This is a genomic window from Enterobacter sp. SA187, assembly GCF_001888805.2.
Classification (GTDB): Bacteria; Pseudomonadota; Gammaproteobacteria; order Enterobacterales; family Enterobacteriaceae; genus Enterobacter_D.
This window is the reverse complement of sequence record NZ_CP019113.1, coordinates 4,325,218-4,351,974: the sequence shown is the minus strand read 5'-3', so window position 1 is coordinate 4,351,974 and position 26,757 is coordinate 4,325,218. Positions and strand designations below refer to the sequence as shown.

The 26,757-nt window shown below is 56.7% G+C and carries 27 protein-coding genes and 1 pseudogene; 19 read left to right on the top strand and 9 right to left on the bottom strand.

What is annotated here, in order from left to right:
* Positions 1 to 49: 49 nt before the first annotated feature.
* The 3 genes from BMF08_RS20760 to trxC all read right to left on the bottom strand — a co-directional run bounded on the left by BMF08_RS20760 (position 50) and on the right by trxC (position 3,922).
* A complete protein-coding gene (locus tag BMF08_RS20760; RefSeq protein WP_072569396.1) occupies positions 50 to 2,704 on the bottom strand; it encodes a bifunctional acetate--CoA ligase family protein/GNAT family N-acetyltransferase in 2,655 nt (884 codons plus the stop codon).
* Positions 2,705 to 2,736: 32 nt separating this feature from the next.
* Entirely contained in the window at positions 2,737 to 3,435 is a 699-nt protein-coding gene (locus BMF08_RS20755; protein WP_072569395.1) for a tRNA-uridine aminocarboxypropyltransferase, read from the bottom strand.
* 67 nt (positions 3,436 to 3,502) lie between these two features.
* Positions 3,503 to 3,922 carry a thioredoxin TrxC gene (trxC, locus tag BMF08_RS20750; protein WP_072569394.1) on the bottom strand — a complete coding sequence of 140 codons (420 nt, stop codon included), beginning with the start codon at positions 3,920 to 3,922 and terminating at the stop codon, positions 3,503 to 3,505.
* A gap of 200 nt (positions 3,923 to 4,122) precedes the next feature.
* Between trxC and BMF08_RS20745 the strand changes: the two genes are divergently transcribed.
* Complete coding sequence (locus BMF08_RS20745) at positions 4,123 to 5,184, top strand: tRNA/rRNA methyltransferase (RefSeq protein WP_072569393.1); 1,062 nt, start codon at positions 4,123 to 4,125, stop codon at positions 5,182 to 5,184.
* A gap of 33 nt (positions 5,185 to 5,217) precedes the next feature.
* Here the strand turns inward: BMF08_RS20745 and ung are convergent, their stop codons facing one another.
* Positions 5,218 to 5,907, bottom strand: coding sequence for a uracil-DNA glycosylase (gene ung / locus BMF08_RS20740; RefSeq protein ID WP_072569392.1), 690 nt, complete (start codon positions 5,905 to 5,907; stop codon positions 5,218 to 5,220).
* A gap of 314 nt (positions 5,908 to 6,221) precedes the next feature.
* On the opposite strand from ung, the gene grcA reads away from it, so the two are divergent.
* Entirely contained in the window at positions 6,222 to 6,605 is a 384-nt protein-coding gene (gene grcA / locus BMF08_RS20735) for an autonomous glycyl radical cofactor GrcA (RefSeq protein WP_072569391.1), read from the top strand.
* A 54-nt stretch (positions 6,606 to 6,659) separates the two neighbouring features.
* Here grcA and srmB read toward each other — a convergent pair whose 3' ends face one another.
* The gene (gene srmB / locus BMF08_RS20730; protein ID WP_072569390.1) at positions 6,660 to 7,982 is read right to left on the bottom strand and encodes an ATP-dependent RNA helicase SrmB; all 1,323 of its coding nucleotides are present in this window, start codon (positions 7,980 to 7,982) and stop codon (positions 6,660 to 6,662) included.
* Positions 7,983 to 8,113: 131 nt separating this feature from the next.
* Between srmB and trmN the strand changes: the two genes are divergently transcribed.
* Complete coding sequence (trmN, locus tag BMF08_RS20725) at positions 8,114 to 8,851, top strand: tRNA(1)(Val) (adenine(37)-N(6))-methyltransferase TrmN (protein ID WP_072569389.1); 738 nt, start codon at positions 8,114 to 8,116, stop codon at positions 8,849 to 8,851.
* Here trmN and nadB read toward each other — a convergent pair.
* Positions 8,840 to 10,453: an L-aspartate oxidase gene (nadB, locus tag BMF08_RS20720; RefSeq protein ID WP_072569388.1), complete on the bottom strand. Its 1,614-nt coding sequence runs from the start codon at positions 10,451 to 10,453 to the stop codon at positions 8,840 to 8,842. The genes trmN and nadB overlap by 12 nt on opposite strands.
* A gap of 367 nt (positions 10,454 to 10,820) precedes the next feature.
* On the opposite strand from nadB, the gene rseD reads away from it, so the two are divergent.
* From rseD to acpS, 12 genes are all read left to right on the top strand, one after another.
* Positions 10,821 to 10,880 carry a rpoE leader peptide RseD gene (rseD, locus tag BMF08_RS21395; RefSeq protein WP_234007236.1) on the top strand — a complete coding sequence of 20 codons (60 nt, stop codon included), beginning with the start codon at positions 10,821 to 10,823 and terminating at the stop codon, positions 10,878 to 10,880.
* The gene (gene rpoE, locus BMF08_RS20715) at positions 10,877 to 11,452 is read left to right on the top strand and encodes an RNA polymerase sigma factor RpoE (RefSeq protein ID WP_072569387.1); all 576 of its coding nucleotides are present in this window, start codon (positions 10,877 to 10,879) and stop codon (positions 11,450 to 11,452) included. Before rseD ends, rpoE begins: the two co-directional genes overlap by 4 nt.
* Before the next feature lie 32 nt (positions 11,453 to 11,484).
* Positions 11,485 to 12,138 carry an anti-sigma-E factor RseA gene (rseA, locus tag BMF08_RS20710; protein WP_072569386.1) on the top strand — a complete coding sequence of 218 codons (654 nt, stop codon included), beginning with the start codon at positions 11,485 to 11,487 and terminating at the stop codon, positions 12,136 to 12,138.
* Positions 12,138 to 13,091: a sigma-E factor regulatory protein RseB gene (gene rseB / locus BMF08_RS20705; RefSeq protein ID WP_072569385.1), complete on the top strand. Its 954-nt coding sequence runs from the start codon at positions 12,138 to 12,140 to the stop codon at positions 13,089 to 13,091. The genes rseA and rseB overlap by 1 nt, the downstream gene beginning before the upstream one ends.
* A complete protein-coding gene (gene rseC, locus BMF08_RS20700; RefSeq protein WP_072569384.1) occupies positions 13,088 to 13,567 on the top strand; it encodes a SoxR-reducing system protein RseC in 480 nt (159 codons plus the stop codon). Before rseB ends, rseC begins: the two co-directional genes overlap by 4 nt.
* A 181-nt stretch (positions 13,568 to 13,748) precedes the next feature.
* Entirely contained in the window at positions 13,749 to 15,548 is a 1,800-nt protein-coding gene (gene lepA, locus BMF08_RS20695) for a translation elongation factor 4 (protein ID WP_072569383.1), read from the top strand.
* A 14-nt stretch (positions 15,549 to 15,562) separates the two neighbouring features.
* Positions 15,563 to 16,537, top strand: a complete 975-nt coding sequence (gene lepB, locus BMF08_RS20690) for a signal peptidase I (protein WP_072569382.1) — start codon at positions 15,563 to 15,565, stop codon at positions 16,535 to 16,537.
* A gap of 210 nt (positions 16,538 to 16,747) precedes the next feature.
* Positions 16,748 to 17,428, top strand: coding sequence for a ribonuclease III (gene rnc / locus BMF08_RS20680; protein ID WP_072569507.1), 681 nt, complete (start codon positions 16,748 to 16,750; stop codon positions 17,426 to 17,428).
* Positions 17,425 to 18,333: a GTPase Era gene (era, locus tag BMF08_RS20675; protein ID WP_072569381.1), complete on the top strand. Its 909-nt coding sequence runs from the start codon at positions 17,425 to 17,427 to the stop codon at positions 18,331 to 18,333. Before rnc ends, era begins: the two co-directional genes overlap by 4 nt.
* Positions 18,334 to 18,339: 6 nt before the next feature.
* Complete coding sequence (gene recO / locus BMF08_RS20670; RefSeq protein ID WP_072569380.1) at positions 18,340 to 19,065, top strand: DNA repair protein RecO; 726 nt, start codon at positions 18,340 to 18,342, stop codon at positions 19,063 to 19,065.
* A 26-nt stretch (positions 19,066 to 19,091) separates the two neighbouring features.
* Entirely contained in the window at positions 19,092 to 19,823 is a 732-nt protein-coding gene (gene pdxJ / locus BMF08_RS20665; protein ID WP_072569379.1) for a pyridoxine 5'-phosphate synthase, read from the top strand.
* Positions 19,823 to 20,203, top strand: a complete 381-nt coding sequence (acpS, locus tag BMF08_RS20660; protein WP_072569378.1) for a holo-ACP synthase — start codon at positions 19,823 to 19,825, stop codon at positions 20,201 to 20,203. The genes pdxJ and acpS overlap by 1 nt, the downstream gene beginning before the upstream one ends.
* Here the strand turns inward: acpS and BMF08_RS20655 are convergent.
* A complete protein-coding gene (locus BMF08_RS20655) occupies positions 20,200 to 20,460 on the bottom strand; it encodes a YfhL family 4Fe-4S dicluster ferredoxin (protein ID WP_072569377.1) in 261 nt (86 codons plus the stop codon). The genes acpS and BMF08_RS20655 overlap by 4 nt on opposite strands.
* Positions 20,461 to 20,516: 56 nt before the next feature.
* A complete protein-coding gene (locus BMF08_RS20650; RefSeq protein WP_072569376.1) occupies positions 20,517 to 21,365 on the bottom strand; it encodes a MurR/RpiR family transcriptional regulator in 849 nt (282 codons plus the stop codon).
* Positions 21,366 to 21,483: 118 nt separating this feature from the next.
* On the opposite strand from BMF08_RS20650, the gene murQ reads away from it, so the two are divergent.
* From murQ to tadA, 4 genes and pseudogenes are all read left to right on the top strand, one after another.
* The gene (murQ, locus tag BMF08_RS20645) at positions 21,484 to 22,377 is read left to right on the top strand and encodes an N-acetylmuramic acid 6-phosphate etherase (protein WP_072569375.1); all 894 of its coding nucleotides are present in this window, start codon (positions 21,484 to 21,486) and stop codon (positions 22,375 to 22,377) included.
* Between the two features lie 10 nt (positions 22,378 to 22,387).
* On the top strand, positions 22,388 to 23,752 hold the full coding sequence (locus BMF08_RS20640; protein WP_072569374.1) for a PTS transporter subunit EIIC: 1,365 nt from the start codon (positions 22,388 to 22,390) through the stop codon (positions 23,750 to 23,752).
* A 3-nt stretch (positions 23,753 to 23,755) separates the two neighbouring features.
* The gene (yfhb, locus tag BMF08_RS20635; RefSeq protein WP_072569373.1) at positions 23,756 to 24,391 is read left to right on the top strand and encodes a phosphatidylglycerophosphatase C; all 636 of its coding nucleotides are present in this window, start codon (positions 23,756 to 23,758) and stop codon (positions 24,389 to 24,391) included.
* 26 nt (positions 24,392 to 24,417) lie between these two features.
* Positions 24,418 to 24,955: pseudogene (gene tadA / locus BMF08_RS20630) on the top strand (tRNA adenosine(34) deaminase TadA).
* Here the strand turns inward: tadA and mltF are convergent.
* Positions 24,952 to 26,517, bottom strand: a complete 1,566-nt coding sequence (gene mltF / locus BMF08_RS20625) for a membrane-bound lytic murein transglycosylase MltF (RefSeq protein ID WP_072569371.1) — start codon at positions 26,515 to 26,517, stop codon at positions 24,952 to 24,954. The pseudogene tadA and the gene mltF overlap by 4 nt on opposite strands.
* Between the last annotated feature and the right edge of the window lie 240 nt (positions 26,518 to 26,757).

The window sequence follows — 26,757 nt, the reverse complement described above, 5'->3', positions numbered from 1 at the left end:
CCACCAGAGCCAGCCAAAGTGATCAACATTTCCAGTACCTTACTCTTCATTACTCTGCCGTATCCAGCCGGAGCGTCAGGCCAACGATCCCGTCTTCCAGCTGAACATCGACGTTAAATCCGAGTTTTCGCGCCAGCGTCACCATGCCACGATTGTTGGGCATAGTAATACCGTTCAGGCGTTTAAGTCCGTGATCGCGGGTATAACTGATAAGTTTTTCCAGCAATCGACGCCCAAGGCCGAGGCCTTTCAGATCGGAGCGTACCAGCACGGCAAACTCCGCATCAATATTATCCGGATCGGAAATGGCGCGCGTCACGCCAAGGATCTCATCACCCTGATCGGTTCGGCGTACAGCCACAAATGCCATTTCCCGATCGTAGTCGATCTGCGTCATGTTAGCTAAATCTTCATGGGTAAATTCATTGATCTCACTAAAGTAGCGATAGTAGAGATCTTCTTTTGTTACCTGTGAAATGAATTGTTGTAGCTGTGGTTCGTCTTCCGGGAGGATCGGGCGAAACAGGCTGCGTTCGCCATTTTTCATCTCCACCCACTCTTCCAGATGCTGCGGATAGGGGCGAATGGCCAGCCGGCTGTCATTATTGCCATTAAAGGGCGCCAGTTCGAGCGTCACATCAAGGGCGATGAATTCACTCGCCGAGGCAAGAAGAGGGTGGATATCCAGACGCTGGATCTCCGGGCAGTCGACGATCAGGTTAGACACCTGCACCAGCAGCTGGCTCAGCCCGGCAATATCCAGCGGTCTTAACGCGCTACGGCCGCGGATCTTTTTACTCTTGATCGCCTGGATCACAAGATAACGGGCGAGGTTCATATTAAGCGGTGGCAGGGCGACCGCCGCCTGATCTTCTGCCCGCCACTCCACACCGCCTTCCCCTAACATGATCAACGGCCCGAAGACCGGATCGTGCTCCACCACCACGCGAAGCTCCTGCGCCCCGGCACGGTTTGCCATGCTTTGCACCTTTAAGCCGTGGATGCGCGCCTGCGGCCAGCGCATTTTCACGCGATCGATAATCGCTTCCGCCGCCTGCTGCACTTCAACCGGCGTGCGCAGGTAGAGCATTACCCCCTGCACCTCGGACTTATGGGGAATATCAGGAGAACGCAGTTTTAGCGCCACCGGGTAACCGATTTGCTCGGCAATATGCACCGCTTCGGCGCTGTCGCTGGCGATCCAGGTCGGCAACGTTTGCAGGCCATAAGCACGCAGAACGGGCTGCACTTCATGGGTATCCAGCGAGGTCGCCCCCTCCTCAATCGCTTGTTGCAGGAGGTGATGCGCTTCAGCGGTATTCGCGGTGAGGTTACTGGGCAGCGCAGGGGTTTCACGTAACTGCTTCTGGTTACGACGATACTCAACCATATGCATAAAGGCGGTGATACTTCCTTCCGGCGTGCGATAGGTGGGCAAACCCGCTTCGCTGAACAGTCGTCGCGCCTCCTGGGAGGAGAACTCGCCGCACCAGTTGGTTAACACCGAGACATATTTCCCGCGCGGATGCTTTTTCAGCGCGTCTATTAACGCCCGCGCGCTTTCGCTGCCCGGCGCGGCGGCGCTGGGCGCATGGATCACCAGCAGGGCATCCATATCCGTGCTGTCGAGCAGAATATTCAGCGCGGCAATGTAACGCTCGCTGCTGGCGTCATCGCGTAAATCAAGTGGATTCCCTGCTTCCACATAATGCGGAAGGGCGTCCCGCAAGCGCGCCAGTACCTCATCGCTGAGGGTGGCCAGTTTGCCGTTACGCAGCCAGAGTTCATCCAGCGCCAGCGCGGCGGGGGCAGCGCCGTTACTGACGATCATCAGCCGCTCCCCGCGCAGCGGCCGCATATGGCTTAACGTTTCAACGGCGGAGAAGAGTTCATGGGTGTCCTGAACGCGCAGCAAACCGGCGCGCTGAATAGCGGCATCCCAGGCGGGATCCATGCCGGAATGGGCATGCAGCAACCGCTGAGCCTGCGGGCTACGACCGCTTTTGATCACCAGAATAGGCTTATTACGCGAGGCGCTGCGCGCCGCAGACACGAAACGCCGGGCGTCGCGGAGGTGCTCAAGGTAGAGCAAAATGGCGCTGGTTTTCGTATCCCGGGCAAGGAAATCGAGCAGCTCATCCACATCAATGTCCAGACTGTCGCCAAGCGCAATAAAGTAGGAGAAGCCCATTTCGCGCTGCTGCGCCCAGTCAAGAATAGTATTGGAAACGGCCGCCGACTGGGAAATAAAGGCGAGTTTTCCGCGCCGGATGGGGACGGGAGAGAAACTGGCGTTCAGCCCCTGCCAGGGAGCCAGCAGCCCCAGGCTGTTTGGTCCCAGCAGACGCATCTGGTAACGGCCCGCGCAGGCCAAAAGTTCAGCATGTTGTTCCGGCTGGGCGGAAAGAATAATGCAGGTCTTACAACCTTTCTCACCCAGCGCCTCCAGTAATGCCAGATTACGGCTGGCATTGGTGCAGAGCACCGCCAGATCGGGGGTAAAAGGCAGGCTCGGTATATCCGGCCAGGCCAGCACGCCCTGTACCGCTTTCCACGCGGGGGTGACGGGCAGCACAGGACCGGCAAACCCTCCCGCCAGCAGGTTGCGCATCATCAGATAACCGGCACGATCCGGTTTCATGGATGCGCCAATAACGGCAATCGACTTCGGACGTAACAGCGCTTCCAGCCCTCGTTGGCTCATACAGGTCTCCGGAAAAGAGCGACCCGATGATTCTAAACGCTTTCTGGATCTTCTGCTGTGATACTGCCCTGATGATGAGGTTTTCCCGCCAGATAACGTTCGCGGAAACAGGAGAAATGATCGCCCAGCGTCTGCGCCGCTTCGGTATCATCCGCCAGATCTAACAGCGCGATGGCGACTTCCGCCGTGCAGTACTGATCGTCCGCATGGGCGGCGCGCAACCGGTAGGCTGATACGCGGGACAAGTCGACGGAAATCACCGGCAGCGCATCCAGCCACGGGCTTTTACGAAACATTTTACGCGCTTCGGTCCAGGTGCCGTCGAGCATGATAAACAGCGGCGGCTTACCAGCGGGCGGGGCGGCCAGCACCTGACGCTCGCTTCCGGCATAGGAGGCGGGAAACACCACCATCGGCTGATAACGGGGATCGGCCACCAGATCCAGCAGCGCCTGTGGCGGTTCGGTACGCGACCACTGAAACGCTGCGGTATCCGGCAAGGTATCGGCAATCAGACGCCCGGTATTGCTCGGCTTCATGGGTTCGGTATCAAACATCACCAGGCAAAAGCGGCTGCGCGCGTCGGCAGGCTGAATGGTATCGCACAGGCACTGTTTAAGGGGCAGCAGACAGCGCTGACAGCGGCGGATGCGATTGCCGCGGGCAAGAAAAGGGCGGGTAGCGCGGGCAAGACGTTCAGCCCGGAGTTGCAGAACAGCGTTAGTTTTCATGAGTGCGCGCAGAAAAAACGCTATTGTCGCAGAGGAAAATACGGGGCACAAGTTGTGCCCCGTCAGATCAGAGTGATTCGTTCAGCCAGCTGTCAAAAGGCGCTTTCGGCACGGCGCCGTTTAACATGTCGACGACTTCACCATTTTTGAACAGCATAATGGTCGGAATACTGCGGATACGGAAGCGGGCGCTGAGTTCGCGTTCGGCTTCGGTGTTCACTTTAATAAAGCGTACTTTGCCACTGCGCTCTTCCGCCACGTCTTCAAAGATTGGCGCAAAGTTACGGCACGGGCCGCACCACGGCGCCCAGAAATCCACCACGACCGGCAGATCGTCCTTGAGCAATTTATCCAGGTTTTCACCGGTGGCGTTAATGACTTCGCCATCAAACAGTTCATGACCACAACGCCCACATTTCGCGATGTCATTAACGCGATCCTCGGGAATGCGGTTAAGCGCCTGGCAGCTTGCACATACGGTATTCATAACTAACCTCTGGTAAACCATGGGTACAGGTAGTGACAATAATGTTTCCTGAATGTTACGTATTATCATTGAAGGTGACACAGACAACAACGCGTTTTGTTCAATGAGTACGATAGCCGCTGGCTTTTAAACGAAGTAATGGCTATGCGACTGCACATCGGGTAATCTGCGCGCTTCGCGCAGCGCTGGTGGAGAAAAGCATGAACGACGAACTAAAGAATAAAAGCGGCAAGGTCAAAGTGATGTATGTCCGCAGTGATGATGATTCCGACAAACGCACCCATAACCCGCGTACCGGGAAAGGGGGAGGGCGTCCGGGATCCTCTCGTGCAGACGGTGGCCGTCGCCCCGCCCGCGATGAACGTAAAGGTCCGGGCCGCGATCGCGATCGCAGCCGTGACCGTGATTATGACGGCGAATCCTCTTCGCCATGGCGTACCGTTTCCCGTCCGCCGGTTGATGCGAGCGTGAAGCCGGAGGCCACGACCGCAGGCGGCAAAGCCTTTGTCGATCCTGAAGTCATTCGTCGCCAGCGCGCGGAAGAAACCCGCGTTTATGGTGAAAACGCCTGTCAGGCGCTGTTCCAGAGCCGTCCGGACTGCATCGTCCGTGCCTGGTTCGTGCAAAGCGTCACCCCGCGCTTTAAAGAAGCGCTGCGCTGGATGGCGGCTAACCGCAAGGCATACCACGTTGTGGACGAAGCGGAGCTGGTGAAGGCTTCCGGCACTGAACACCACGGCGGCGTGTGCTTTATTATCAAAAAACGCAGCGGGATCTCCGTTCAGCAATGGGTAGACCAGGCTGGCGAAGAAGATTGCGTACTGGCGCTGGAAGATGTGGGTAACCCGCATAACCTCGGCGCGATGATGCGCAGCTGCGCGCACTTTGGCGTCAAAGGCGTGCTGCTGGACGACGCGGGCATTCTGGAATCGGGTGCCGCGATCCGTACCGCTGAAGGCGGCGCGGAACACGTGCAGGCGGTAACCGGCGACAGCATTATCAGCGCGCTGGATGCGTTCCGTAAAGCGGGTTATACCATAGTCACCACTTCCAGCCATGAAGGTACGCCGTTATCTGCGGCGACGATGCCAAAGAAAATGGTGCTGGTGCTCGGGCAGGAGCGTGACGGGTTATCTGATGCCGCGCTGTCCAGCGCGGATATGAGCATCTCGATTCAGGGAACAGGTAAAGTGGAAAGCCTCAACGTTTCGGTGGCAACGGGTGTGTTGCTGGCGGAATGGTGGCGACAAAACAAAGCCTGATGCAAAAATGCCAGCGTAACGCTGGCATTTTTTTTACTCGGTTTCCGCAGGCAGTACCGGCATCCAGTCGATGGGCGTTTCGCCGTGCTGTTCCAGCCACTCGTTCGCCAGTACGAAATGATGGCAGCCGAAAAAGCCACGGTGCGCCGAAAGCGGCGACGGATGCGGCGCTTTCAATACATGATGGCGCTTGCCGTCGATAATCGCCCCTTTCTTCTGCGCGTGAGATCCCCAGAGCAAAAACACCACCCCTTCACGATGTTCATTAATCAACGCGATTACTTTATCGGTAAAGGTTTCCCATCCCAGACTGGCGTGTGAATGCGCCTGACCGGCGCGCACAGTCAGCACCGTATTAAGTAACAGCACGCCCTGGCGCGCCCAGCTTTCCAGATAACCGTGCGTCGGCCGTTCAAAGCCCGGGATCGATTTCTCCAGCTCCTTATACATATTCAGCAACGAGGGCGGAATGGCGACGCCAGGACGCACAGAAAACGCCAGACCATGCGCCTGCCCGGGGCCGTGATAGGGATCCTGACCTAAAATAACGACTTTCACGTCCCCAAGCTCAGTAAAACGAAAGGCGTTAAAGACATCTTTCTGCGGCGGGTAGATAGTGGCGCCCGCCTGACGCTCGGCGGCGACGGCGTTAAGCGTGTCGATAAAATAAGGCTGCTGTTTTTCTTCGGCCAGCACATCGTGCCATGTCAGTGAAGTGGTCATGCCGCTCTCCAGCGAAAAGTGATAATGCTTAGCTTAACTGCTTATGTTGCCAGAATAAAATTGCCAGGCTTCATAGTGCGAAATTGCCCAAAAAAATTTTAAAGCTTACAAAATAATTTTATTCCTCCCAGGGCTAAAATTGATATAAAACAATTATTTCCATATATAGGCACTTTTGTAGTGTGGTTTTTATTGATTTAAGTCAAAGAATGACGGCTGGCTGACTGGTATATCTACACTCAAGCAACAATGGTTTTACCAATTGGCCGACATCAGGCCGGTTAAAACAAATTATGAAGCCCGGGAGGCATAACATGATTACAGGTATCCAGATTACTAAAGCCGCAAACGACGATCTGCTGAACTCTTTCTGGCTGCTGGACAGCGAAACCGGTGAAGCACGCTGCGTATGCGCAAAAGCCGGCTTTGCAGAAGACGACGTGGTGGCTGTCAGCAAGCTCGGCGAGATTGAATATCGCGAAGTGCCGATGGAAGTGCAGCCGCAGGTTCGTGTTGAAGGCGGTCAGCACCTGAACGTTAACGTGCTGCGTCGTGAAACCCTGATGGACGCAGTGGAGCACCCGGAAAAATATCCGCAGCTGACCATTCGTGTTTCCGGCTATGCGGTGCGTTTTAACTCGCTGACCCCGGAACAGCAGCGCGACGTGATTGCCCGTACTTTCACTGAAAGCCTGTGATAAAGCGTATAAATCAGCGATAAAAAAAGCCGGGTTATTAACCCGGCTTTTTTATTACTCGTTAGTGGTGTCCTGCGAACCGCTTGGCTTGCGGCGCTTACCCACGTTTTTCGCATCGCGATGGCGATTCTTCACCCGCGGTTTCTCTTTTTCTGCTTTTTTCTTCTCGGCGCGTTTCGCCAGCACTTTTTTCGACGGCTTGCCGGTCAGCTTATCGCTTGGCGCACGGGTAGTCGGACGCAATTCATCAATAACGCGGGCTTTCAGCGGCTCGTCAACGTAGCGGCCGACTTTCAGCAGCAGCAGATGATCGTGCGCTTCGACCAGCGAAATCGCCGTGCCTTTACGACCCGCACGGCCGGTACGGCCAATACGGTGCAGATAGATGTCCCCGCTGCGCGGCATGTCAAAGTTGATCACATGGCTCACATCCGGAATATCGATACCACGGGCCGCCACGTCGGTGGCGATCAGCACGTTTACGCGGCCTTCCGTCAGACGTTTGATGCCTTCGGTACGCTTCGCCTGCGGCATATCGCCTTCGAGGTAGCAGTTGTTAATACCAGCCGTACGCAGCAGACCCGCCAGTTCATGCACACGCTCGCGCTTACGCACAAAGACGATGGTGCGGGTCGCATCGTCCTGTTTCAGCAGATGCTGAAGCAGCGCCACTTTGTGATCCAGATTATCGGCGCGGTAATACCACTGATGGATTTTCTTACGCTCGCGTGTGGACGGCGTGGCGGAGACCTCTTCCGGATCCTCCAGCAGACGCTCAGCAAACTCTTTTACCGCATTGCCTTCGAGCGTGGCGGAAAACAGCATGGTCTGTTTGCGCCAGCGCGTTTCGCCTGCAATATGTTCAATGTCCTGCGCGAAGCCCAGCTCCAGCATACGGTCAGCTTCATCCAGAATCAGCGTTTCCACCGCGCGGCAGTCAAAGTTTTCTTCTTTTATGTACTGCATCAGACGACCCGTGGTCGCCACCACGATGTCCTGGTTTTCGCTGAACACTTCCGCGTGGTTCATATAGGCGACACCGCCGGTAATGGTAGCGATGTCCAGATGGGTATTGGCGGCTAACTCACGCGCATGTTCCGCAACCTGCATGGCCAGTTCACGGGTCGGCGTCAGGATCAGAATACGCGGCGGCCCGGATTTTTTACGCGGGAAGTCGATTAAATGCTGCAACACAGGCAGCAGGTACGCCGCCGTTTTACCGGTGCCTGTCGGCGCAGAACCGAGTACATCACGGCCTTCCAGCGCGGGCGGAATAGCAGCCGCCTGAATGGCAGTCGGGCGTGTAAACCCTTTATTCTGGAGCGCTTCCAGAAGGGTTTCATCGAGTTCAAGTTCGGAAAAAGTCGTTACAGTCATGTTCTACCTCTGTGTGGGGCGCTGATTATAGACGTTATGGCTGCAATCTTCATCTGTTTGTGTGGATAAGCCTTCCCCGGCTTATCGCTTTCACCTATGCTACCCCGGTTTCATTAAGAAGGTTGTAAAGAATGTCGCCAGGCAAAACGTTGCTTCGTCGTGATGGATTCACGTTTAAACAGTTCTTTGTCGCGCACGATCGCTGTGCGATGAAAGTCGGTACTGATGGTGTTTTACTGGGGGCATGGTCGCCCGTGGCAGGCGTTAAACGCATTCTTGATATCGGCACCGGTAGCGGCTTGCTGGCGCTGATGCTGGCTCAGCGCACCGGCGATACGGTAGCCATTGATGCGGTAGAACTGGATGAGGCCGCAGCCAGTCAGGCCAGGGAAAATGTCGATGAATCCCTGTGGAAAGCGCGCATTCAGGTGCACAGCGCCGACATTCAGCAGTGGGTAAAACAGTGCACCCAGCGTTACGATCTGATCGTCAGTAATCCGCCTTATTTTGAGAAAGGCGTTGAGTGCGCTAGCGCAGAGCGTGAGCAGGCGCGTTATACCACGACGCTGGATCACGCAGCGTTACTGGCCTGCGCCACGGAATGCATTACCGAAGAGGGCTTTTTCTGCGTGGTATTGCCGGAAAATATCGGCAATGTCTTTACGCAAAACGCGCTGGAAGGCGGCTGGCATCTGCGCCTGCGCACCGATATTTCCGACACTGAAGGGCGACTGCCGCACCGTGTGCTGCTGGCATTCTCCCCGACGCAGGGAGAATGCTTTAGCGACCGGCTGGTGATCCGCGGCCCCGATCAGCGCTATTCCGAAGGCTATACGGCGCTGACCCAGGCGTTCTACTTATTTATGTAAGCCTGGCGATAACACCGACGGCCCGGAGGCAGGCAACAGCGCCGGGTAGTCGAGGGTGTAATGCAGTCCGCGACTCTCTTTGCGCATCATCGCGCAGCGCACAATCAACTCCGCCACCTGTACCAGATTCCGTAACTCCAGCAGGTTGTTGGAGACGCGGAAATGGGCATAGTATTCGTCGATCTCCTGTTGCAACATCTGGATCCGCCGCAGCGCACGCTCCAGCCGCTTAGTGGTGCGCACAATACCGACGTAATCCCACATCAGTAAACGCAGCTCATGCCAGTTATGCTGGATCACGACCCGTTCATCGGCGTTATCCACACGGCTTTCGTCCCAGGCGGGCAGGGCGGCAGTGTCACGTACGTAGGGCATACGGCGGGCAATATCTTCAGCGGCAGACCAGCCGTACACCAGGCATTCCAGCAGGGAATTCGACGCCATGCGGTTTGCGCCGTGCAGTCCGGTGTAGCTGACTTCACCGATGGCGTACAATCCGTCGACATCGGTGCGTCCGGCCTCATCCACCATGACCCCGCCGCAGGTGTAATGGGCGGCAGGGACAATGGGTACCGGCTCACGCGTCAGGTCGATCCCCAGACCGAGCAGTTTTTCGTAGATCGTCGGGAAATGCTGGCGCACGAAGGCTTCTGGTTTATGACTGATGTCCAGATACATGCATTCAGCGCCGAGACGTTTCATTTCATGATCGATGGCGCGGGCGACAATATCCCGCGGGGCCAGTTCGGCGCGCTCGTCAAAATCAGGCATAAAGCGGGAACCGTCCGGGCGTTTCAACAGCGCGCCTTCGCCGCGCAGCGCTTCGGTGAGCAGAAAATTACGCGCCTGCGGATGGAAGAGCGCCGTGGGATGAAACTGGTTAAACTCCAGATTCGCCACCCGACAGCCAGCACGCCAGGCCATGGCGATACCGTCCCCGGAGGCAATATCCGGATTGGTGGTGTACTGATACACTTTTGAAGCGCCGCCGGTGGCCAGCACGACCGCTTTGGCTTTACAGGTTTCCACCACTTCTTTATTGCGATCCCAGATCCAGGCACCCACCACGCGACGCGTACCCGGTAGGCCGATTTTATCGGAGATAATGAGATCGACCGCGTTAGCGCGCTCTAGCACCCGAATATTCGGATGGCTCAGCGCCTGGCTGACCAGCGTGGTTTCCACAGCTTTGCCAGTGGCATCGGCGCTGTGCAAAATACGGCGATGACTGTGCCCGCCTTCCCGCGTCAGGTGATAACCCTCAACGCCGTTGGGTTGAGTGTGGGTATCGAATAGCACGCCCTGATCGATAAGCCACTGCACGCAATGACGGGCATTGCTGGCGACAAATTCCGCCGCATGGGGATCGACAATACCGGCACCGGCGATCAGCGTATCTTCCACATGCGCCGCGATACTGTCGGTTTCATCAAACACAGCGGCAATGCCGCCCTGGGCATAAAAAGTGGAACCTTCGCTGACCGGGCCTTTACTCAGTACCAGCACGTTATGGCGTTCAGCCAGACGCAGAGCCAGCGACAGACCAGCAGCACCGCTGCCAATAATCAGCACATCACAGGCGTGTTCAGGTGTTGTGTTCATTTCGTGTTTAATTTACTAAACAAGGTTGTCGCAGCATAGCACTGCCAATCCCATCAGAGCACCTGTTTTTTAAGGCTGTGTTATAGGTACTAAACAGGTTATATCAGTCAGCGCAGATAAAAAAAGTGAAATTAATTTGCGAAGCAGAGCGTTAGCAACAGATTAAGAGATGAAATCGGGGGCGCGTTGCGTTACTCTTCAGGCGGTTAATAATGCCTTTATTGCTGGTCAAAGTACGTGGTTTAAAGTCCGTAGACTTATAATGAGTTATAACCAACAGTTTGCGAAACGATACACAAAAACAAAGGCGTAACGGAACTATTCACGAAACCTATTCTCTAATGACCTGCTTGCTCATAGTGCAGTATTGGAGTGGCGTTTCGATTACGCGTGGAAACAGGGTTTGGGGAGACATTACCTCGGATGAGCGAGCAGTTAACGGATCAGGTCCTTGTTGAGCGGGTCCAGAAAGGAGATCAGAAATCGTTTAACTTACTGGTAGTACGCTACCAGCATAAAGTGGCGAGCCTGGTCTCACGTTACGTGCCGTCTGGCGACGTGCCGGACGTGGTACAAGAGTCCTTTATTAAGGCCTATCGTGCGCTGGATTCATTCCGGGGAGATAGCGCTTTTTACACCTGGCTGTACCGTATTGCGGTGAATACCGCTAAAAATTATCTGGTGGCTCAGGGGCGTCGTCCGCCGTCTACCGATGTTGATGCAATTGATGCGGAAAACTTCGAAAGTGGCGGGGCGCTGAAAGAAATTTCGAACCCTGAGAACTTAATGTTGTCTGAAGAATTGCGACAAATTGTTTTCCGCACCATTGAGTCGCTCCCTGAAGATTTACGCATGGCTATCACCTTGCGGGAGCTGGATGGTTTGAGCTATGAAGAGATAGCCGTCATCATGGATTGTCCGGTCGGTACGGTTCGTTCACGTATCTTCCGTGCGCGGGAAGCCATTGATAATAAAGTTCAACCGCTTATCAGGCGTTGACGATAGCGGGATACTGGAAAAGGTATTTAGGCATGCAGAAAGAACAACTTTCCGCTTTAATGGATGGTGAAACGCTGGATAGCGAACTCCTTAGCGAGCTTTCGCGCGATCCGGAAATGCAAAAAACCTGGCAGAGTTATCATCTTATCCGCGATTCAATGCGAGGCGATACGGCCGATGTTCTGCATTTCGACATCTCAGCCCGCGTGATGGCTGCCATTGCAGACGAACCGCAACGCCAGACGACGCCGCTGATCCCTGAAGCGCAGCCTGCACCGCAGCAATGGCAGAAAATGCCGTTCTGGAGCAAAGTGCGCCCGTGGGCAAGTCAGCTCACGCAAATGGGCGTGGCCGCCTGTGTATCGCTTGCAGTTATCGTCGGCGTGCAGCACTATAACGGGCAGTCTGATGCCACCCAGCAGCCAGAGGCGCCGGTATTCAATACCCTGCCGATGATGGGTAAAGCCAGCCCGGTTAGCCTTGGCGTTCCTGCTGATGCCTCCCAGCCTGGCGCAGGTCAGCAACAGCAGGTGCAGGAACAGCGTCGTCGAATCAATGCCATGTTGCAGGATTACGAACTGCAACGCCGCCTGCACTCCGAACAGCTTCAGTTTGAGCAGGCCCAGACTCAGCAAGCCGCAGTCCAGGTACCCGGTACTCAAACCTTAGGAACGCAATCGCAGTAATGAAGCAACTTTGGTATGCCATGTCCTTTGTGACGGGTAGCCTGTTCCTCTCCTTCAACGCCTCGGCTGATATATCATCCGGGGCGTTGTTGCAGCAGATGAATCTGGCCAGCCAGTCACTCAATTACGAGATGTCTTTCGTCAGCATCAACAAGCAGGGTGTGGAGTCATTACGCTATCGCCACGCCCGTCTCGATAATCAGCCGCTTGCCCAGCTTTTGCAGATGGATGGCCCGCGCCGCGAAGTCGTACAGCGCGGCAGTGAAATCAGCTATTTCGAGCCTGGTCTTGAGCCGTTCACGCTTAACGGCGATTACATCGTCGACTCGCTGCCGTCGCTGGTCTATACCGATTTCAAACGCATCTCTGCCATTTACGATTTTATCTCCGTCGGACGTACGCGCATTGCCGACCGCCTGTGCGAAGTGATCCGCGTGGTGGCGCGGGACGGCACGCGTTACAGCTATATCGTCTGGCTCGATTCAGAAAGCAAACTGCCGCTGCGCGTTGACCTGCTGGATCGCGACGGTGAAACCCTGGAGCAGTTCCGCGTGATTGCGTTCTCGGTGGACAGCCAGGTGGGAACCAGCATGCAGTCATTGGCTAAAGCCAGTCTGCCGCCGCTGCTCTCCGTGCCGACGGGCGATAAGATTGAATTCAACTGGACTCCGTCCTGGCTGCCGCAGGGCTTCAGCGAAGTGGCCAGCAGCCGCCGGAAATTACCCACGGTGGATGTACCCGTTGAATCGCGCCTTTATTCAGATGGTTTGTTCAGCTTCTCGGTGAACGTGAACGCCGCAAACCAGAACAGTACCGATCAGATGCTGCGTACCGGGCGTCGTACGCTCAATACCACCGTGCGCGGCAACAGCGAAATTACCGTAGTGGGAGAACTCCCGCCGCAGACCGCAAAACGTATTGCGGACAGTCTTAAATTCAGGGCAGTACAATGATTAAAGAGTGGGCAACCGTCGTCTCATGGGAACAGGGCGAAGCCATGGTCAGCTGCGATGTGAAAGCATCCTGCAGCAGTTGCGCCTCGCGTTCCGGTTGCGGCAGCCGCGTGCTCAACAAGCTGGGGCCGCAGACCACGCACACGCTGGTGGTGCCCTGCGACCAGCCACTGGTCGCCGGTCAAAAAGTCGAGCTGGGGATTGCTGAAGGCAGCCTGCTTGGCTCCGCAATGTTAGTGTATATGACGCCGCTGGTGGGTATGTTTGCGGTGGCGGGGATTTTCCAGACCCTGTTTGGTTACGATCTCGCAGCGCTGGGCGGCGCGGTGCTGGGCGGAGCAGGCGGCTTTTTGCTGGCGCGCGCGCTTTCCCCGAAGCTGGCCGCGAAAGACGCCTGGCAGCCGGTGATCCTGAGCGTGGGTTTACCGCCGGACATGCTGCGAGTGGAAACGCCGCACTCCAGCGCCAGTCAATAATTTCACGCCTTTTTGCCTTAATCGTTACCGTACAACAGACAGCGCCGTCGCCTGCCGCGCCGTACGCGGGATGAGCATTTCCCCGCGTCAGGGTTGTAGTGTAGAATGCGGCGTTTCAGACAACAGACGTGGGCTCAGTACAGCGGCCTCTTAGTTTCCGTAAGGCATAAAATCTCCATATATGAAGAACATACGCAACTTTTCGATCATCGCTCACATTGACCACGGTAAGTCGACGCTGTCTGACCGTATTATCCAGCTTTGCGGCGGCCTGTCCGATCGCGAAATGGCAGCCCAGGTGCTTGATTCTATGGATCTTGAGCGCGAACGCGGCATTACTATTAAAGCGCAAAGCGTTACGCTCGATTACAAAGCATCAGACGGCGAAACCTATCAGCTGAACTTTATCGACACCCCCGGCCACGTTGACTTCTCCTATGAAGTCTCCCGCTCCCTTGCCGCCTGCGAAGGCGCGCTGCTGGTGGTGGATGCCGGTCAGGGCGTGGAAGCCCAGACGCTGGCGAACTGCTATACCGCACTGGAAATGGATCTTGAAGTCGTACCGGTGCTTAACAAAATCGACCTGCCGGCCGCCGATCCTGAGCGCGTGGCGGAAGAAATTGAAGACATCGTCGGCATTGATGCCACCGACGCCGTGCGCTGCTCAGCGAAAACCGGCGTGGGCGTGGGTGACGTGCTGGAGCGTCTGGTGAAGGAAATTCCTGGCCCGCAAGGCGACCCGGATGCACCGCTGCAGGCGCTGATCATTGACTCCTGGTTCGATAACTACCTGGGCGTGGTCTCGCTGATCCGTGTGAAAAACGGCACCCTGCGTAAGGGCGACAAAATTAAAGTGATGAGCACCGGCCAGGTCTACAACGCCGATCGTCTGGGCATTTTCACCCCGAAACAGATCGACCGTACCGAACTGAACTGCGGTGAAGTAGGCTGGCTGGTTTGCGCCATTAAAGACATCCTGGGCGCGCCGGTGGGCGATACCCTGACGCTGGCGCGTAATCCGGCAGACAAAGCGTTGCCTGGCTTTAAAAAGGTGAAGCCGCAGGTTTACGCCGGTCTGTTCCCGATCAGCTCTGACGACTACGAAAACTTCCGCGATGCGCTGGGTAAACTCAGCCTCAACGATGCCTCCCTGTTCTATGAGCCGGAAAGTTCTACGGCGCTGGGCTTTGGTTTCCGCTGCGGCTTCCTTGGCCTGCTGCACATGGAGATCATCCAGGAGCGTCTGGAACGTGAATACGATCTGGAGCTGATCACCACCGCGCCGACGGTAGTTTACGAAGTGCAAACCACCTCGAAAGAAACGATTTACGTCGACAGCCCGTCCAAGCTGCCGCCGCTGAATAACATCGAAGAGCTGCGCGAGCCGATCGCCGAATGTCACATGCTGCTGCCGCAGGAATATCTCGGTAACGTCATCACGCTGTGTATTGAGAAACGTGGCGTGCAGACCAACATGGTTTACCACGGTAAGCAGGTGGCGCTGACCTATGAAATTCCGATGGCGGAAGTGGTGCTCGACTTCTTCGATCGCCTGAAGTCCACCTCCCGCGGCTATGCGTCGCTGGATTACAACTTCAAACGTTTCCAGGCCTCTGACATGGTGCGCGTGGATGTCCTGATCAACAACGAGCGCGTCGATGCGCTGGCGCTGATCACCCACCGCGATAACTCCCAGTACCGTGGACGTGAGCTGGTGGAAAAAATGAAAGATCTGATCCCGCGTCAGCAATTCGACATCGCGATCCAGGCCGCCATTGGCAACCATGTTATCGCCCGTTCAACGGTGAAACAGCTGCGTAAAAACGTACTGGCGAAATGCTACGGCGGCGACGTCAGCCGTAAGAAAAAGCTGCTGCAAAAACAGAAAGACGGTAAGAAGCGTATGAAACAGGTCGGTAACGTCGAGCTGCCACAGGAAGCCTTCCTCGCCATTCTGCATGTAGGCAAAGACAGCAAATAAATTAAGGAGTTGGCATGGCGAATATGTTTGCCCTGATCCTGGTGATCGCGACGCTGGTGACCGGGCTGTTATGGTGTGTGGATAAATTTATCTTTGCACCAAAGCGCCGTGAACGCCAGGCGGCGGCGCAGGCGGCCACCGGCGATGCAATCGATCCGAAAACGCTGAAAAAAGTCAGCCCGAAACCGGGCTGGCTGGAAACCGGGGCATCGGTTTTCCCCGTGCTGGCCATTGTACTGGTGGTGCGTTCCTTCATTTACGAGCCATTCCAGATCCCGTCTGGCTCCATGATGCCAACGCTGCTGATCGGCGATTTCATTCTGGTGGAGAAATTCGCCTATGGGATCAAAGATCCGATTTACCAGCACACCTTGATTGAAACGGGTCACCCGAAACGCGGCGATATCGCCGTATTCAAATACCCGGACGATCCGCGCCTTGATTACATCAAACGCGTCGTGGGCTTGCCGGGTGACAAGGTGAGCTACGATCCGGTGACCAAGCAGGTGACGGTACAGCCAGGCTGTCGTTCTGGTCAGGCGTGCGAAAGCGCGCTGCCGATCACTTACTCTAACGTGGAGCCGGGCGATTTTGTGCAGACCTTCGGCCGTAAAAACGGCGGTGAGGCGAGCAGCGGTTTCTTCGCGCTGCCGAAAGGGGAAACCCGTGACAACGGCATTCGCCTTAACGAGCGTAAAGAGACGCTGGGCGACGTGACGCACCGTATTCTGATGGTGCCAATCGCGCAGGATCAGCTGGGGATGTATTACCAGCAGCCGGGTCAGCAACTGGCCACCTGGATCGTGCCGCCGGGACACTACTTCATGATGGGTGATAACCGCGATAACAGCGCGGACAGCCGTTACTGGGGCTTTGTGCCGGAAGCGAATCTGGTAGGGCGCGCGACGGCGATCTGGATGAGTTTCGAGAAACAAGAAGGTGAATGGCCAACCGGCGTGCGTTTCAGTCGCATCGGCGGCATTCATTAATTTGTCGGGTTGCAGTCGTCATGGCTGCAACCCAAATTATTTCTCTGATAAATCTATTCCGTTAACGACATACCCCGCCGTTGTGTATAGAATATTCCCCCGAAGTTTAAGGTTGGCGCTGCAAGGTGCCACGGCACACGAAACCGCGTTGGTTTGCTCAGGTCGGTTTCGTGTGCTGTATTTTTTACGCATTATTTTATCTGGTATCGCATGAATCCCATCGTAATTAATCGGCTTCAACGGAAGCTGGGCTACACTTTTCATCATCAGGAATTGTTGCAGCAGGCATTAACCCATCGCAGTGCCAGCAGCAAGCACAATGAACGTCTCGAATTTTTGGGTGACTCGATTTTAAGCTTTGTGATCGCCAATGCGCTGTATCACCGTTTTCCACGCGTGGACGAAGGCGATATGAGCCGCATGCGCGCCACGCTGGTGCGCGGCAATACCCTGGCTGAGATCGCCCGCGAATTTGAACTCGGCGAATGCCTGCGCCTCGGGCCGGGCGAGCTGAAAAGCGGCGGCTTTCGCCGTGAGTCTATCCTTGCCGATACCGTTGAAGCGCTGATTGGCGGCATTTTCCTCGACAGCGATATTCATAACGTCGAAAGACTGATCCTCAACTGGTATCAAAGCCGTCTGGATGAAATCAGTCCGGGCGATAAACAAAAAGATCCGAAAACGCGTTTGCAGGAATACCTGCAGGGGCGTCATCTGCCGCTGCCGTCTTATCTGGTGGTGCAGGTGCGTGGTGAAGCCCACGATCAAGAATTTACTATCCACTGCCAGGTAAGTGGTCTGAGCGAACCGGTGGTAGGCACAGGTTCCAGCCGCCGTAAGGCAGAGCAGGCCGCCGCCGAACAGGCGCTTAAAAAACTGGAGCTGGAATGAGCGAAGAAAAAACATACTGCGGATTTATTGCCATCGTGGGGCGTCCCAACGTTGGCAAATCCACCCTGCTGAACAATCTGCTCGGGCAGAAGATTTCTATTACTTCCCGTAAAGCGCAGACCACCCGTCACCGTATCGTGGGCATCCACACCGAAGGGCCGTATCAGGCTATCTACGTGGATACCCCGGGTCTGCACATGGAAGAAAAACGCGCCATTAACCGCCTGATGAACAAAGCGGCAAGCAGCTCCATCGGCGACGTAGAGCTGGTTATTTTCGTGGTGGAAGGCACGCGCTGGACGCCGGACGACGAGATGGTGCTGAACAAACTGCGTGATGCCCGCGCGCCGGTGATCCTTGCGGTGAACAAAGTGGACAACGTGCAGGAGAAAGCCGATCTGCTGCCGCATCTGCAGTTCCTGGCAAGCCAGATGAACTTCCTCGACATCGTGCCGATGTCTGCGGAAACCGGTATGAACGTTGATACCGTGGCAGGGATTGTGCGTAAGCATCTGCCGGAAGCGATCCATCACTTCCCGGAAGAGTATATAACCGATCGCTCCCAGCGCTTTATGGCGTCTGAAATCATCCGTGAAAAACTGATGCGTTTCCTCGGCGCAGAGCTGCCTTACTCGGTAACGGTAGAAATTGAGCAATTTGTCACTAACGAGCGCGGTGGTTACGACATCAACGGTCTGATCCTCGTCGAGCGCGAAGGGCAGAAGAAAATGGTGATCGGCAACAAGGGCGCGAAAATCAAAACCATTGGTATTGAAGCCCGCAAGGACATGCAGGACATGTTTGAAGCCCCCGTGCATCTTGAGCTGTGGGTGAAGGTTAAATCCGGCTGGGCCGATGACGAGCGCGCCCTGCGTAGTCTCGGTTACACCGACGATCTGAAGTAAGCCCTTATGGAAGGCTGGCAGCGCGCTTTCGTCCTGCATAGTCGTCCCTGGAGCGAAACCAGTCTCATGCTGGACGTCTTCACGGAAGAATCCGGTCGCGTGCGTCTTGTCGCAAAAGGGGCACGCTCTAAACGCTCCAGCCTTAAAGGCGCGCTACAACCCTTTACCCCTCTGCTGCTCCGCTTTGGCGGACGCGGCAACGTCAAAACGCTGCGCAGCGCCGAAGCCGTCTCCCTGGCGCTGCCTTTAAGCGGAATTTCCCTGTACAGCGGTCTGTATATCAACGAGCTGATTTCGCGCGTGCTGGAGCACGAGACGCGCTTCTCTGAACTCTTCTTTGAATACCTGCACTGTATCCAGGCGCTGGCGGGCGTCAACGGTTCGCCGGAGGCCATTCTGCGCCGCTTTGAACTGGCGTTGCTCAGTCACCTGGGGTACGGCATCGATTTCCTGCACTGCGCAGGCAGCGGCGACGTGGTGGAAGACACCATGACCTACCGCTATCGCGAAGAGAAAGGATTTATCGCCAGTGTCGTGCTGGATAACCGTACCTTTACCGGACGTCATCTGCGGGCGCTGGCGGAGCGCGAGTTTCCTGATGCCGACACGCTGAAGGCCGCGAAACGCTTTACCCGCATGGCCTTAAAGCCGTACCTTGGCGGTAAGCCGCTAAAAAGTCGCGAACTGTTTCGTCAGTTCATTCCTAAGCGCGCGGCACCCGATCCCCAATAAAATGAACATGTCATACGAGGACTGTCATGGCTGAATTACTGTTAGGCGTTAACATCGATCACATTGCCACATTGCGTAATGCGCGCGGCACGGCGTACCCGGATCCGGTGCAGGCCGCGTTTATCGCTGAACAGGCGGGCGCGGATGGTATTACCGTGCATCTGCGCGAGGATCGTCGGCACATTACCGATCGCGACGTGAAGATCCTGCGCCAGACGCTGGATACGCGCATGAATCTGGAAATGGCCGTTACCGATGAGATGCTGGACATTGCCTGTGACACCCGTCCGCATTTTTGCTGCCTGGTGCCGGAAAAGCGTCAGGAAGTGACCACCGAAGGCGGGCTGGACGTCGCCGGTCAGCGTGAAAAAATGCGCGCAGCCTGCAAACGTCTTGCTGATGCGGGCATCCTGGTCTCACTGTTTATCGACGCCGATGAAGCGCAAATCAAAGCCGCTGCGGACGTGGGCGCACCTTATATCGAGATCCACACCGGCTGCTACGCCGATGCGAAAGACGAAGCCGCGCAGGCAAAGGAACTGGAGCGCATCGCGAAAGCCGCAACCTATGCCGCCAGCCTCGGCCTGAAAGTGAACGCCGGACACGGTCTGACCTACCATAACGTGAAAGCCATCGCCGCCCTGCCGGAAATGCACGAACTGAATATCGGTCACGCGATTATTGGTCGCGCGGTAATGAGCGGGCTGAAAGAGGCGGTCAGCGAAATGAAACGTCTGATGCTGGAAGCGCGTCGCTAATGGCGATCCTGGGATTAGGGACGGATATTGTCGAAATCGCCCGTATCGAAGCGGTGATCGCCCGTAGCGGCGATCGCCTGGCGCGGCGCGTGCTGGCGGATAACGAGTGGGCCATCTGGGCTTCGCATCAGCAGCCGGTACGCTTTCTGGCGAAACGCTTTGCGGTAAAAGAGGCGGCGGCAAAAGCCTTCGGCACCGGCATTCGCAACGGGCTGGCCTTTAATCAGTTTGAAGTGTACAACGACGAACTGGGCAAGCCGAGCCTGCGGTTATGGGGCGAGGCGCTGAAGCTGGCAGAAAAAATGGGCGTCAGATCGATGCACGTTACGCTGGCGGATGAGCGGCACTACGCCTGTGCGACGGTGATTATCGAAAGCTAGATTTTATCGGCGTGATGCAACATCACGAACTTATCCCACAGCTGTTCGTTATTTTCGATATGTGCCGGATCTTTTAAGATGGTATTCGGGATCGGGCACACCTTCTGACAGGTGGGCGTTTCGTAATGGCCCACACACTCGGTGCAGCGATCGCTGTTGATTTCATAAATGCTGTCGCCCATCGAAATGGCCTCGTTCGGACACTCTGGTTCGCACATATCGCAATTTATGCATTTTTTGGTGATCAACAGCGCCATCAGGAAAATCTCAGAAACAACACAAACAGGGCGGGCATTATACGCCCAATTTCTGCTCAGACCAGTTTTTTTACCAGTGCTTCACTGTGACGAATACGCTCCGGCGCGTGTTCAATATCCTGCTGCACCAGCGCCATAAACAGCAGATCGGTTAGCATCATCTGCGCGCTGGAAGAGGAGATGGCCGCGCTGCGCGTCGCCTGTTCCTCCGCAATGGTGTACAGACAGTGGGAGGCCCGCTGTTGCAGCGTGTTGGGCGTAAAGCCGGTAATGGCAAGGATCCTGCCGCCGACGCGGAAGGTTTCGTCCGCCGCCAGATTGATTTCCCGCCGCTCGCCGGAATAGGACACCGCCACCAGCACGTCACCCGGCCCCAGCGCCTGTACCGTTGCCAGCAGCGCGTGCATATCCTGCTCCACCACCGCGTTAAAGCCAATCTTTAGCAGCTTCCAGCCAAAGTTCCGCGCCACCAGTCCGGATGCGCCGATCCCGGTGAGCACAATACGCCGCGCGCCGCGCAGCAGCTGCACGCTCTCCTGAAGTTTTTCTTCGCTGTTCACGTCCAGGGTCGCATGCATGGCGTTCACATTGTCCTGGATAAGTTTCTCGCCCACCAGACGCAGCGGATCGTCGCCGCGGATCTGATTATGCAGCGGCACGGCCTGCGGGTTCGGATGGCTGACCAGCGCTTCGCTTATCGCCAGCTTCAGCGCCGGAAACCCTTTAAAGCCGAGCTTCTGGGAGAATTTCACCACGCTGGACTGGCTGACGCCGGCTTCGCTGGCTAACTGCTGGGAGCTAAGGTGACGGGCCACGTCCGGCTGCGCCAGAATAAAATCCGCCAGCTTCTTATCGCTCTGCGCCAGCCCAGGGTAGCGCTGACGGATGCGAATCAAACAGTTCATAGGCTCTCCCCGACAAAATGTGACAATGGTTGCAAATTACACATTCCGCTCGCATGAATGAATATAATATTCCATCATGCCGCGGTTAAAGTGAATAAAAAATTCTTGAGGTCGAAATATGAATCTTGGCTTACTGGTATCAGAAACACGCAATTCACAGACAATGGATTTAGATGCCTTGTCGACCATCGAACTGGTTAACCGTTTTAATCAACAGGATACGCTGGTCGCCCTGGCAGTGAAAGAAACATTACCCGAGGTGGCGAAAGCGGTGGATGCCGCCGCCGCCGCCCTGAAGTCCGGCGGGCGGATTATTTATATGGGCGCGGGCACCAGCGGGCGGCTGGGGGTGCTGGATGCCTCTGAGTGTCCGCCCACCTTTGGCGTACCGCATGGGCTGGTGGTCGGGCTGATTGCCGGCGGGCCGGGGGCGCTGCTTAAAGCGGTGGAAGGCGCGGAAGACGATCCGCTGCTGGGGGAGGGCGATTTACAGGCGCTGAACCTGAAGGCAGAGGATCTGGTGGTCGGGCTGGCCGCCTCCGGGCGCACGCCTTATGTCATCGGCGGGCTGAAGTATGCCCGTACCCTCGGCTGTACTACGGTGGCGATCTCCTGTAATCCCGGCTCGCCAATCGCGCAGATCGCCGATATTGCCATCTCCCCGGTGGTCGGGCCGGAAGCGCTGACCGGCTCCACACGCCTGAAATCCGGCACCGCGCAAAAACTGGTGCTGAATATGATCTCCACCGGTGCGATGGTGAAGTTCGGCAAGGTCTATCAGAACCTGATGGTGGATATGAAGGCCACTAACGTCAAACTGGTGGATCGCGCCTGCCGCATGGTGGTGGAAGCCACGGGCGCGGAACGCAGCGAAGCCGAAGCGATCCTCAAACAAACCGACTATGACGTCAAACCAGCGATCCTGATGATCCTCAGCGGGCTGGATGCCGCCGCCGCGCGGGCAAAACTCGCGGCGCACCAGGGCTTTTTACGCGCAGCATTAGAAAATTAACGAGGCGGGTATGGATAAAACCACAACGCTGGCCAGTGAGATCCTGCGGGGCATTGGCGGGCAGCAGAATATTTCGCGTCTGGAAAATTGTATGACGCGGGTGCGCGTCGAAGTGCACGACGATGCGCTGCTGGATATTGCCGGTTTAAAACAACTCCCCGGCGTCAGCGGCTATGTGAAGCAGGGGGAGCAGCACCAGCTGATTGTCGGGCCTGGCAGGGCCGCGCAGGTAGTGGATGCTATGAAAGCGCTGATGGGGGCTAAAGGCGACACGCCGGTGACCGACGACGTTGAGCGCAACAAAGCCCAGGCCAAAAGCAAATACAAAGCGCCGATGAGCGATGCGCTGCGCATGCTGGCGAACGTTTTCATTCCGCTTATTCCGGCCTTTATCGCCTCGGGGCTTATCACCGGCATCATTAATATCCTCAAGCGCCCGGATATTGTTGGCGACGTGGCGACCCAGTATCCCAACCTGCTCGGTCTGCTGGCGATTTTCGGCAGTGCGGTGTTTGCCATCATGAACATTCTGGTGGGGGTGAATACCGCGAAAGTGTTCGGCGGATCGCTTGCAATGGGCGGCGTCATGGCGGGGATTTTGTCCAGCCCGCAGCTGGCGCAAATTACCCTGTTCGGGGAACAGCTCCAGCCGGGACGCGGCGGGGTGATCGCCGTGCTGCTGGTGGTGGCGCTGATGTGCTGGATCGAAAAGCGCCTGCGCGCGCTGCTTCCCGGCTCTATTGAGCTGATCCTTAACCCGCTGCTGACCACGCTCATCACCGGCGCGATTGCCATAGTGGCGCTGCAACCGCTTGGCGGCTGGATCTCCGAAGCCATCGCCCACGGTGCGTCCTGGGCTATCGATCGCGGCGGTTTCCTGGTGGGCGCGATCATGGCCGGGACATTCCTGCCGCTGGTGCTGACCGGGCTGCATCAGGGGCTGGTGCCGATCCACGTCGAGCTGGTGCAGGCCCACGGCTATAACGCGCTGTTGCCGATCCTCTCTATGGCGGGCGTAGGCCAGGTGGGCGCGGCTATCGCGGTGCTGATGAAAACCCGTAACAGCCGCCTGAAAAAGCTCTGTAAAGGGGCGCTGCCGGTAGGTTTGCTGGGTATTGGCGAACCGCTGATTTTTGGCGTCACCCTGCCGCTCGGCAAGCCATTCCTCGGGGCTTGTCTGGGCGGTGCCGTGGGCGGGGCGCTGATCAGCTACTTTAAAGTGGCGACAGTGATCACCTTCGGAATTTCCGGTTTACCGCTGGCATTAACGATAGTGACCGGAAAAGTCGTGCTCTATCTGTTAGGCTATTTAGTGGCGGTTATTGCCGGGTTCCTCTTTACCTGGCTTTTAGGGTTCAACGATCCAGAGGAGTAAGGTTTGGCTAACAGCGAGCGTCGTGTCGTTTTTTTTGACCTGGATGGCACACTGCATCAGCAGGATATGTTTGGTACCTTCTTGCGTTACATGTTGCGTCGTCAGCCACTGAATGCGCTGCTCGTTCTGCCGTTGCTGCCCATTATCGGCGGCGCGTTACTGATCAAAGGACGCGCCGCGCGCTGGCCGATGAGCCTGCTGTTATGGGGCTGTACCTGGGGGCACAGCGAAGCGCGCCTGAAACAGCTGGAAAAGGAGTTTGTCGCCTGGTTTCGCACCAAAGTCACCGCGTTCCCCGTGGTGCAGGACCGTCTTACCAACTATCTTGCCGCCTCCGACGCCGACATCTGGCTGATCACCGGTTCGCCGCAGCCGCTGGTGGAGCAGGTCTATTTCGATACCCCCTGGCTGCCGCGCGTCAATCTGATCGCAAGCCAGGTCCATCGCCGTTACGGCGGCTGGGTGCTGACCATGCGCTGCCTCGGCCATGAAAAAGTGGTGCAGCTGGAGCGCAAAATCGGCACGCCGCTGCGGCTGTACAGCGGTTACAGCGACAGCAAACAGGACAACCCCCTGCTTTACTTCTGCCAGCATCGCTGGCGCGTTACGCCGCGCGGCGAACTCCAGCAACTCGAATAGTGCCTGATACATAGCGACTGTGTATAATGCGCCCCGCTTTTATCACTGGAGTGCTATAACTTGTCCGACGCTGAATTGACCCATGAATACTGGATGCGCCATGCGCTTACGCTTGCTCAGCGCGCCTGGGATGAAGGGGAAGTACCGGTTGGCGCGGTGCTGGTGCACAATAACCAGGTGATTGGCGAAGGCTGGAACCGGCCCATTGGCCGTCACGATCCCACCGCCCACGCCGAAATTATGGCGCTGCGGCAGGGCGGGCTGGTACAGCAAAACTACCGTCTGCTGGATACCACGCTCTATGTGACGCTGGAGCCGTGCGTGATGTGCGCAGGCGCAATGGTGCACAGCCGCATCGGGCGGCTGATCTTCGGCGCGCGGGATGCGAAAACCGGCGCGGCAGGATCCCTTATCGACGTGCTGCACCATCCGGGTATGAATCACCGGGTGGAGATTATGGAAGGCATTCTTGGCGAGGAGTGCGCCGGTATGCTGAGCGCCTTTTTCCGGGCGCGGCGGGCCGAGAAAAAAGCGTTGAAAAAGGGCGCGACAGACGCGCGCTAAGGCGCGGGTTTTTGCACCGGCGGCAGCTGCGCCGGAGCCTGAGGTAGTATCAGCGGGGAATGGCCCAGCACCTCCGCCGGGGAAAACGCGCTGAAAGGCAGCACGCCTTCTTGAGGCGCATCCAGTTCCTCTATCTCCACGATCGGATAGCTTTGCGCCAGACGCAATGCCTCCGCCGCCTGTTTCTCTTTCTCCTGCAAATACCCTACCAGGCTTATCTGATACTTACGGATATTCTCCACATAGGCATAGGCCTCGTGACCCCGCGCATAGCCATAGGTGAGTTTGCTGTACCAGGGCTTCTGGCTCAGTAAGGGCAGGCGTTGCTTAACATCAGACCAGCTGTCCGGATTACCTTTGGTGCGGGCGGTCAGCGCGCGGGCGTCCAGCATGTGCGCGTAACCCATGTTATAGGCCGCTAGCGCAAACCAGATACGCTCTTCTTCCGGCACCGTCTCCGGCACTTTGCCCATCATGTCCTGCAAATAGCGCGCGCCGCCGCTGATACTCTGCTCAGCATCGGTACGATCGCTCAGGCCAAGGCTCTGGGCAGTGTTTTTGGTCAGCATCATTAAGCCGCGCACGCCGGTGGGCGAGGTGGCCTGGGTGTCCCAGTGGGATTCCTGATACGAAATTGCCGCCAGCAGCCGCCAGTCAATATTCTGCGCGTATTTCTCAAACAGCGGCTGCAGTTCCGGCAGCACATTGTCCACCGCCCGCAGGAAGGAGCGGGTATCGACATAGTCAAAGCCCTCGCCGTGGCCGAGATACTTCTCCTCCAGCCGCGCCAGGGTACCGTCTTCATTGATATCGTTAAAGAAATCGAGCATCGCCGCAGACAGGGTGTTGTCGCTGTCTTTGTGAGTAAACCAGGTTACCGGCTGCTCATCGCTGATATCCAGCGCCACCGCCAGTTCCGGATGCACCCGCTGGAACAGGCTGATGGCGACAGAATCCGCCACCGTGTACGCCAGCTTACCGTCTGCCACCTGTTGCAGCAGGGCGCTGGTGCCGAGTTTTTCATCCACCGTCCAGCTCAGATCCGGGAATTTCTGCGCTTTCAGCGCCTGCAAGTCGTTGATGGCGACATGCCCCGGCGCAATGGTCAGCTGCGAGGCGTTCACTTCCGCGAGCGAGCGCGGGCGATAGCTGCCCACCCGGTATACCAGTTGTTGCGAGACGGAATAGTAGATTGGCCCGGCCTGATAATTACGCACGCGCTCGCTGTTATACACCAGCCCGGCGGCCAGCATATCGGCGCGATCATGATCGAGATCGTCAAACAGCTGGCTGATATTCTGGCGCACCGTCACTTTCAGCGTCACGCCCAGATAATCGGCAAACTGCTGCGCCAGTTCGTAATCCAGACCGGAAGGCTTGTCGTCCACAGAAGACCAGGTCAGCGGGGAGACAATGGTGCTGACGCGCAGCTCACCGCGCGCCTGGATGGCGGCGATGCGGTTTTCGGCTTTAGTTGACCAGGGAATGGAAGGCCACAGCGCCGCTGCCAGCAGCAGGGTAACGATGCCGATAAGCAGATAATTAAGCTTTAATTTTTTCAATTAGTTAATTCTCTGCGCCGCGCGAGTCCTGAGTAGATGCTGCCCTGATAACAATAATGCGTGATGAAGGATGAGCGGCATTTTGCTTAACAATAAGGCAGTTGGCAACTAATTCGCAAAGCGGCAGGCGCAGCGGCGCAAAAACTGCGCCGATTTTATTTCCACGCAAACGGTTTCGTCGGCGCTCACTATTCTCTATAATGTGCCCGTTTTCCCCACCTTGCGCATACGTAAAGCGTC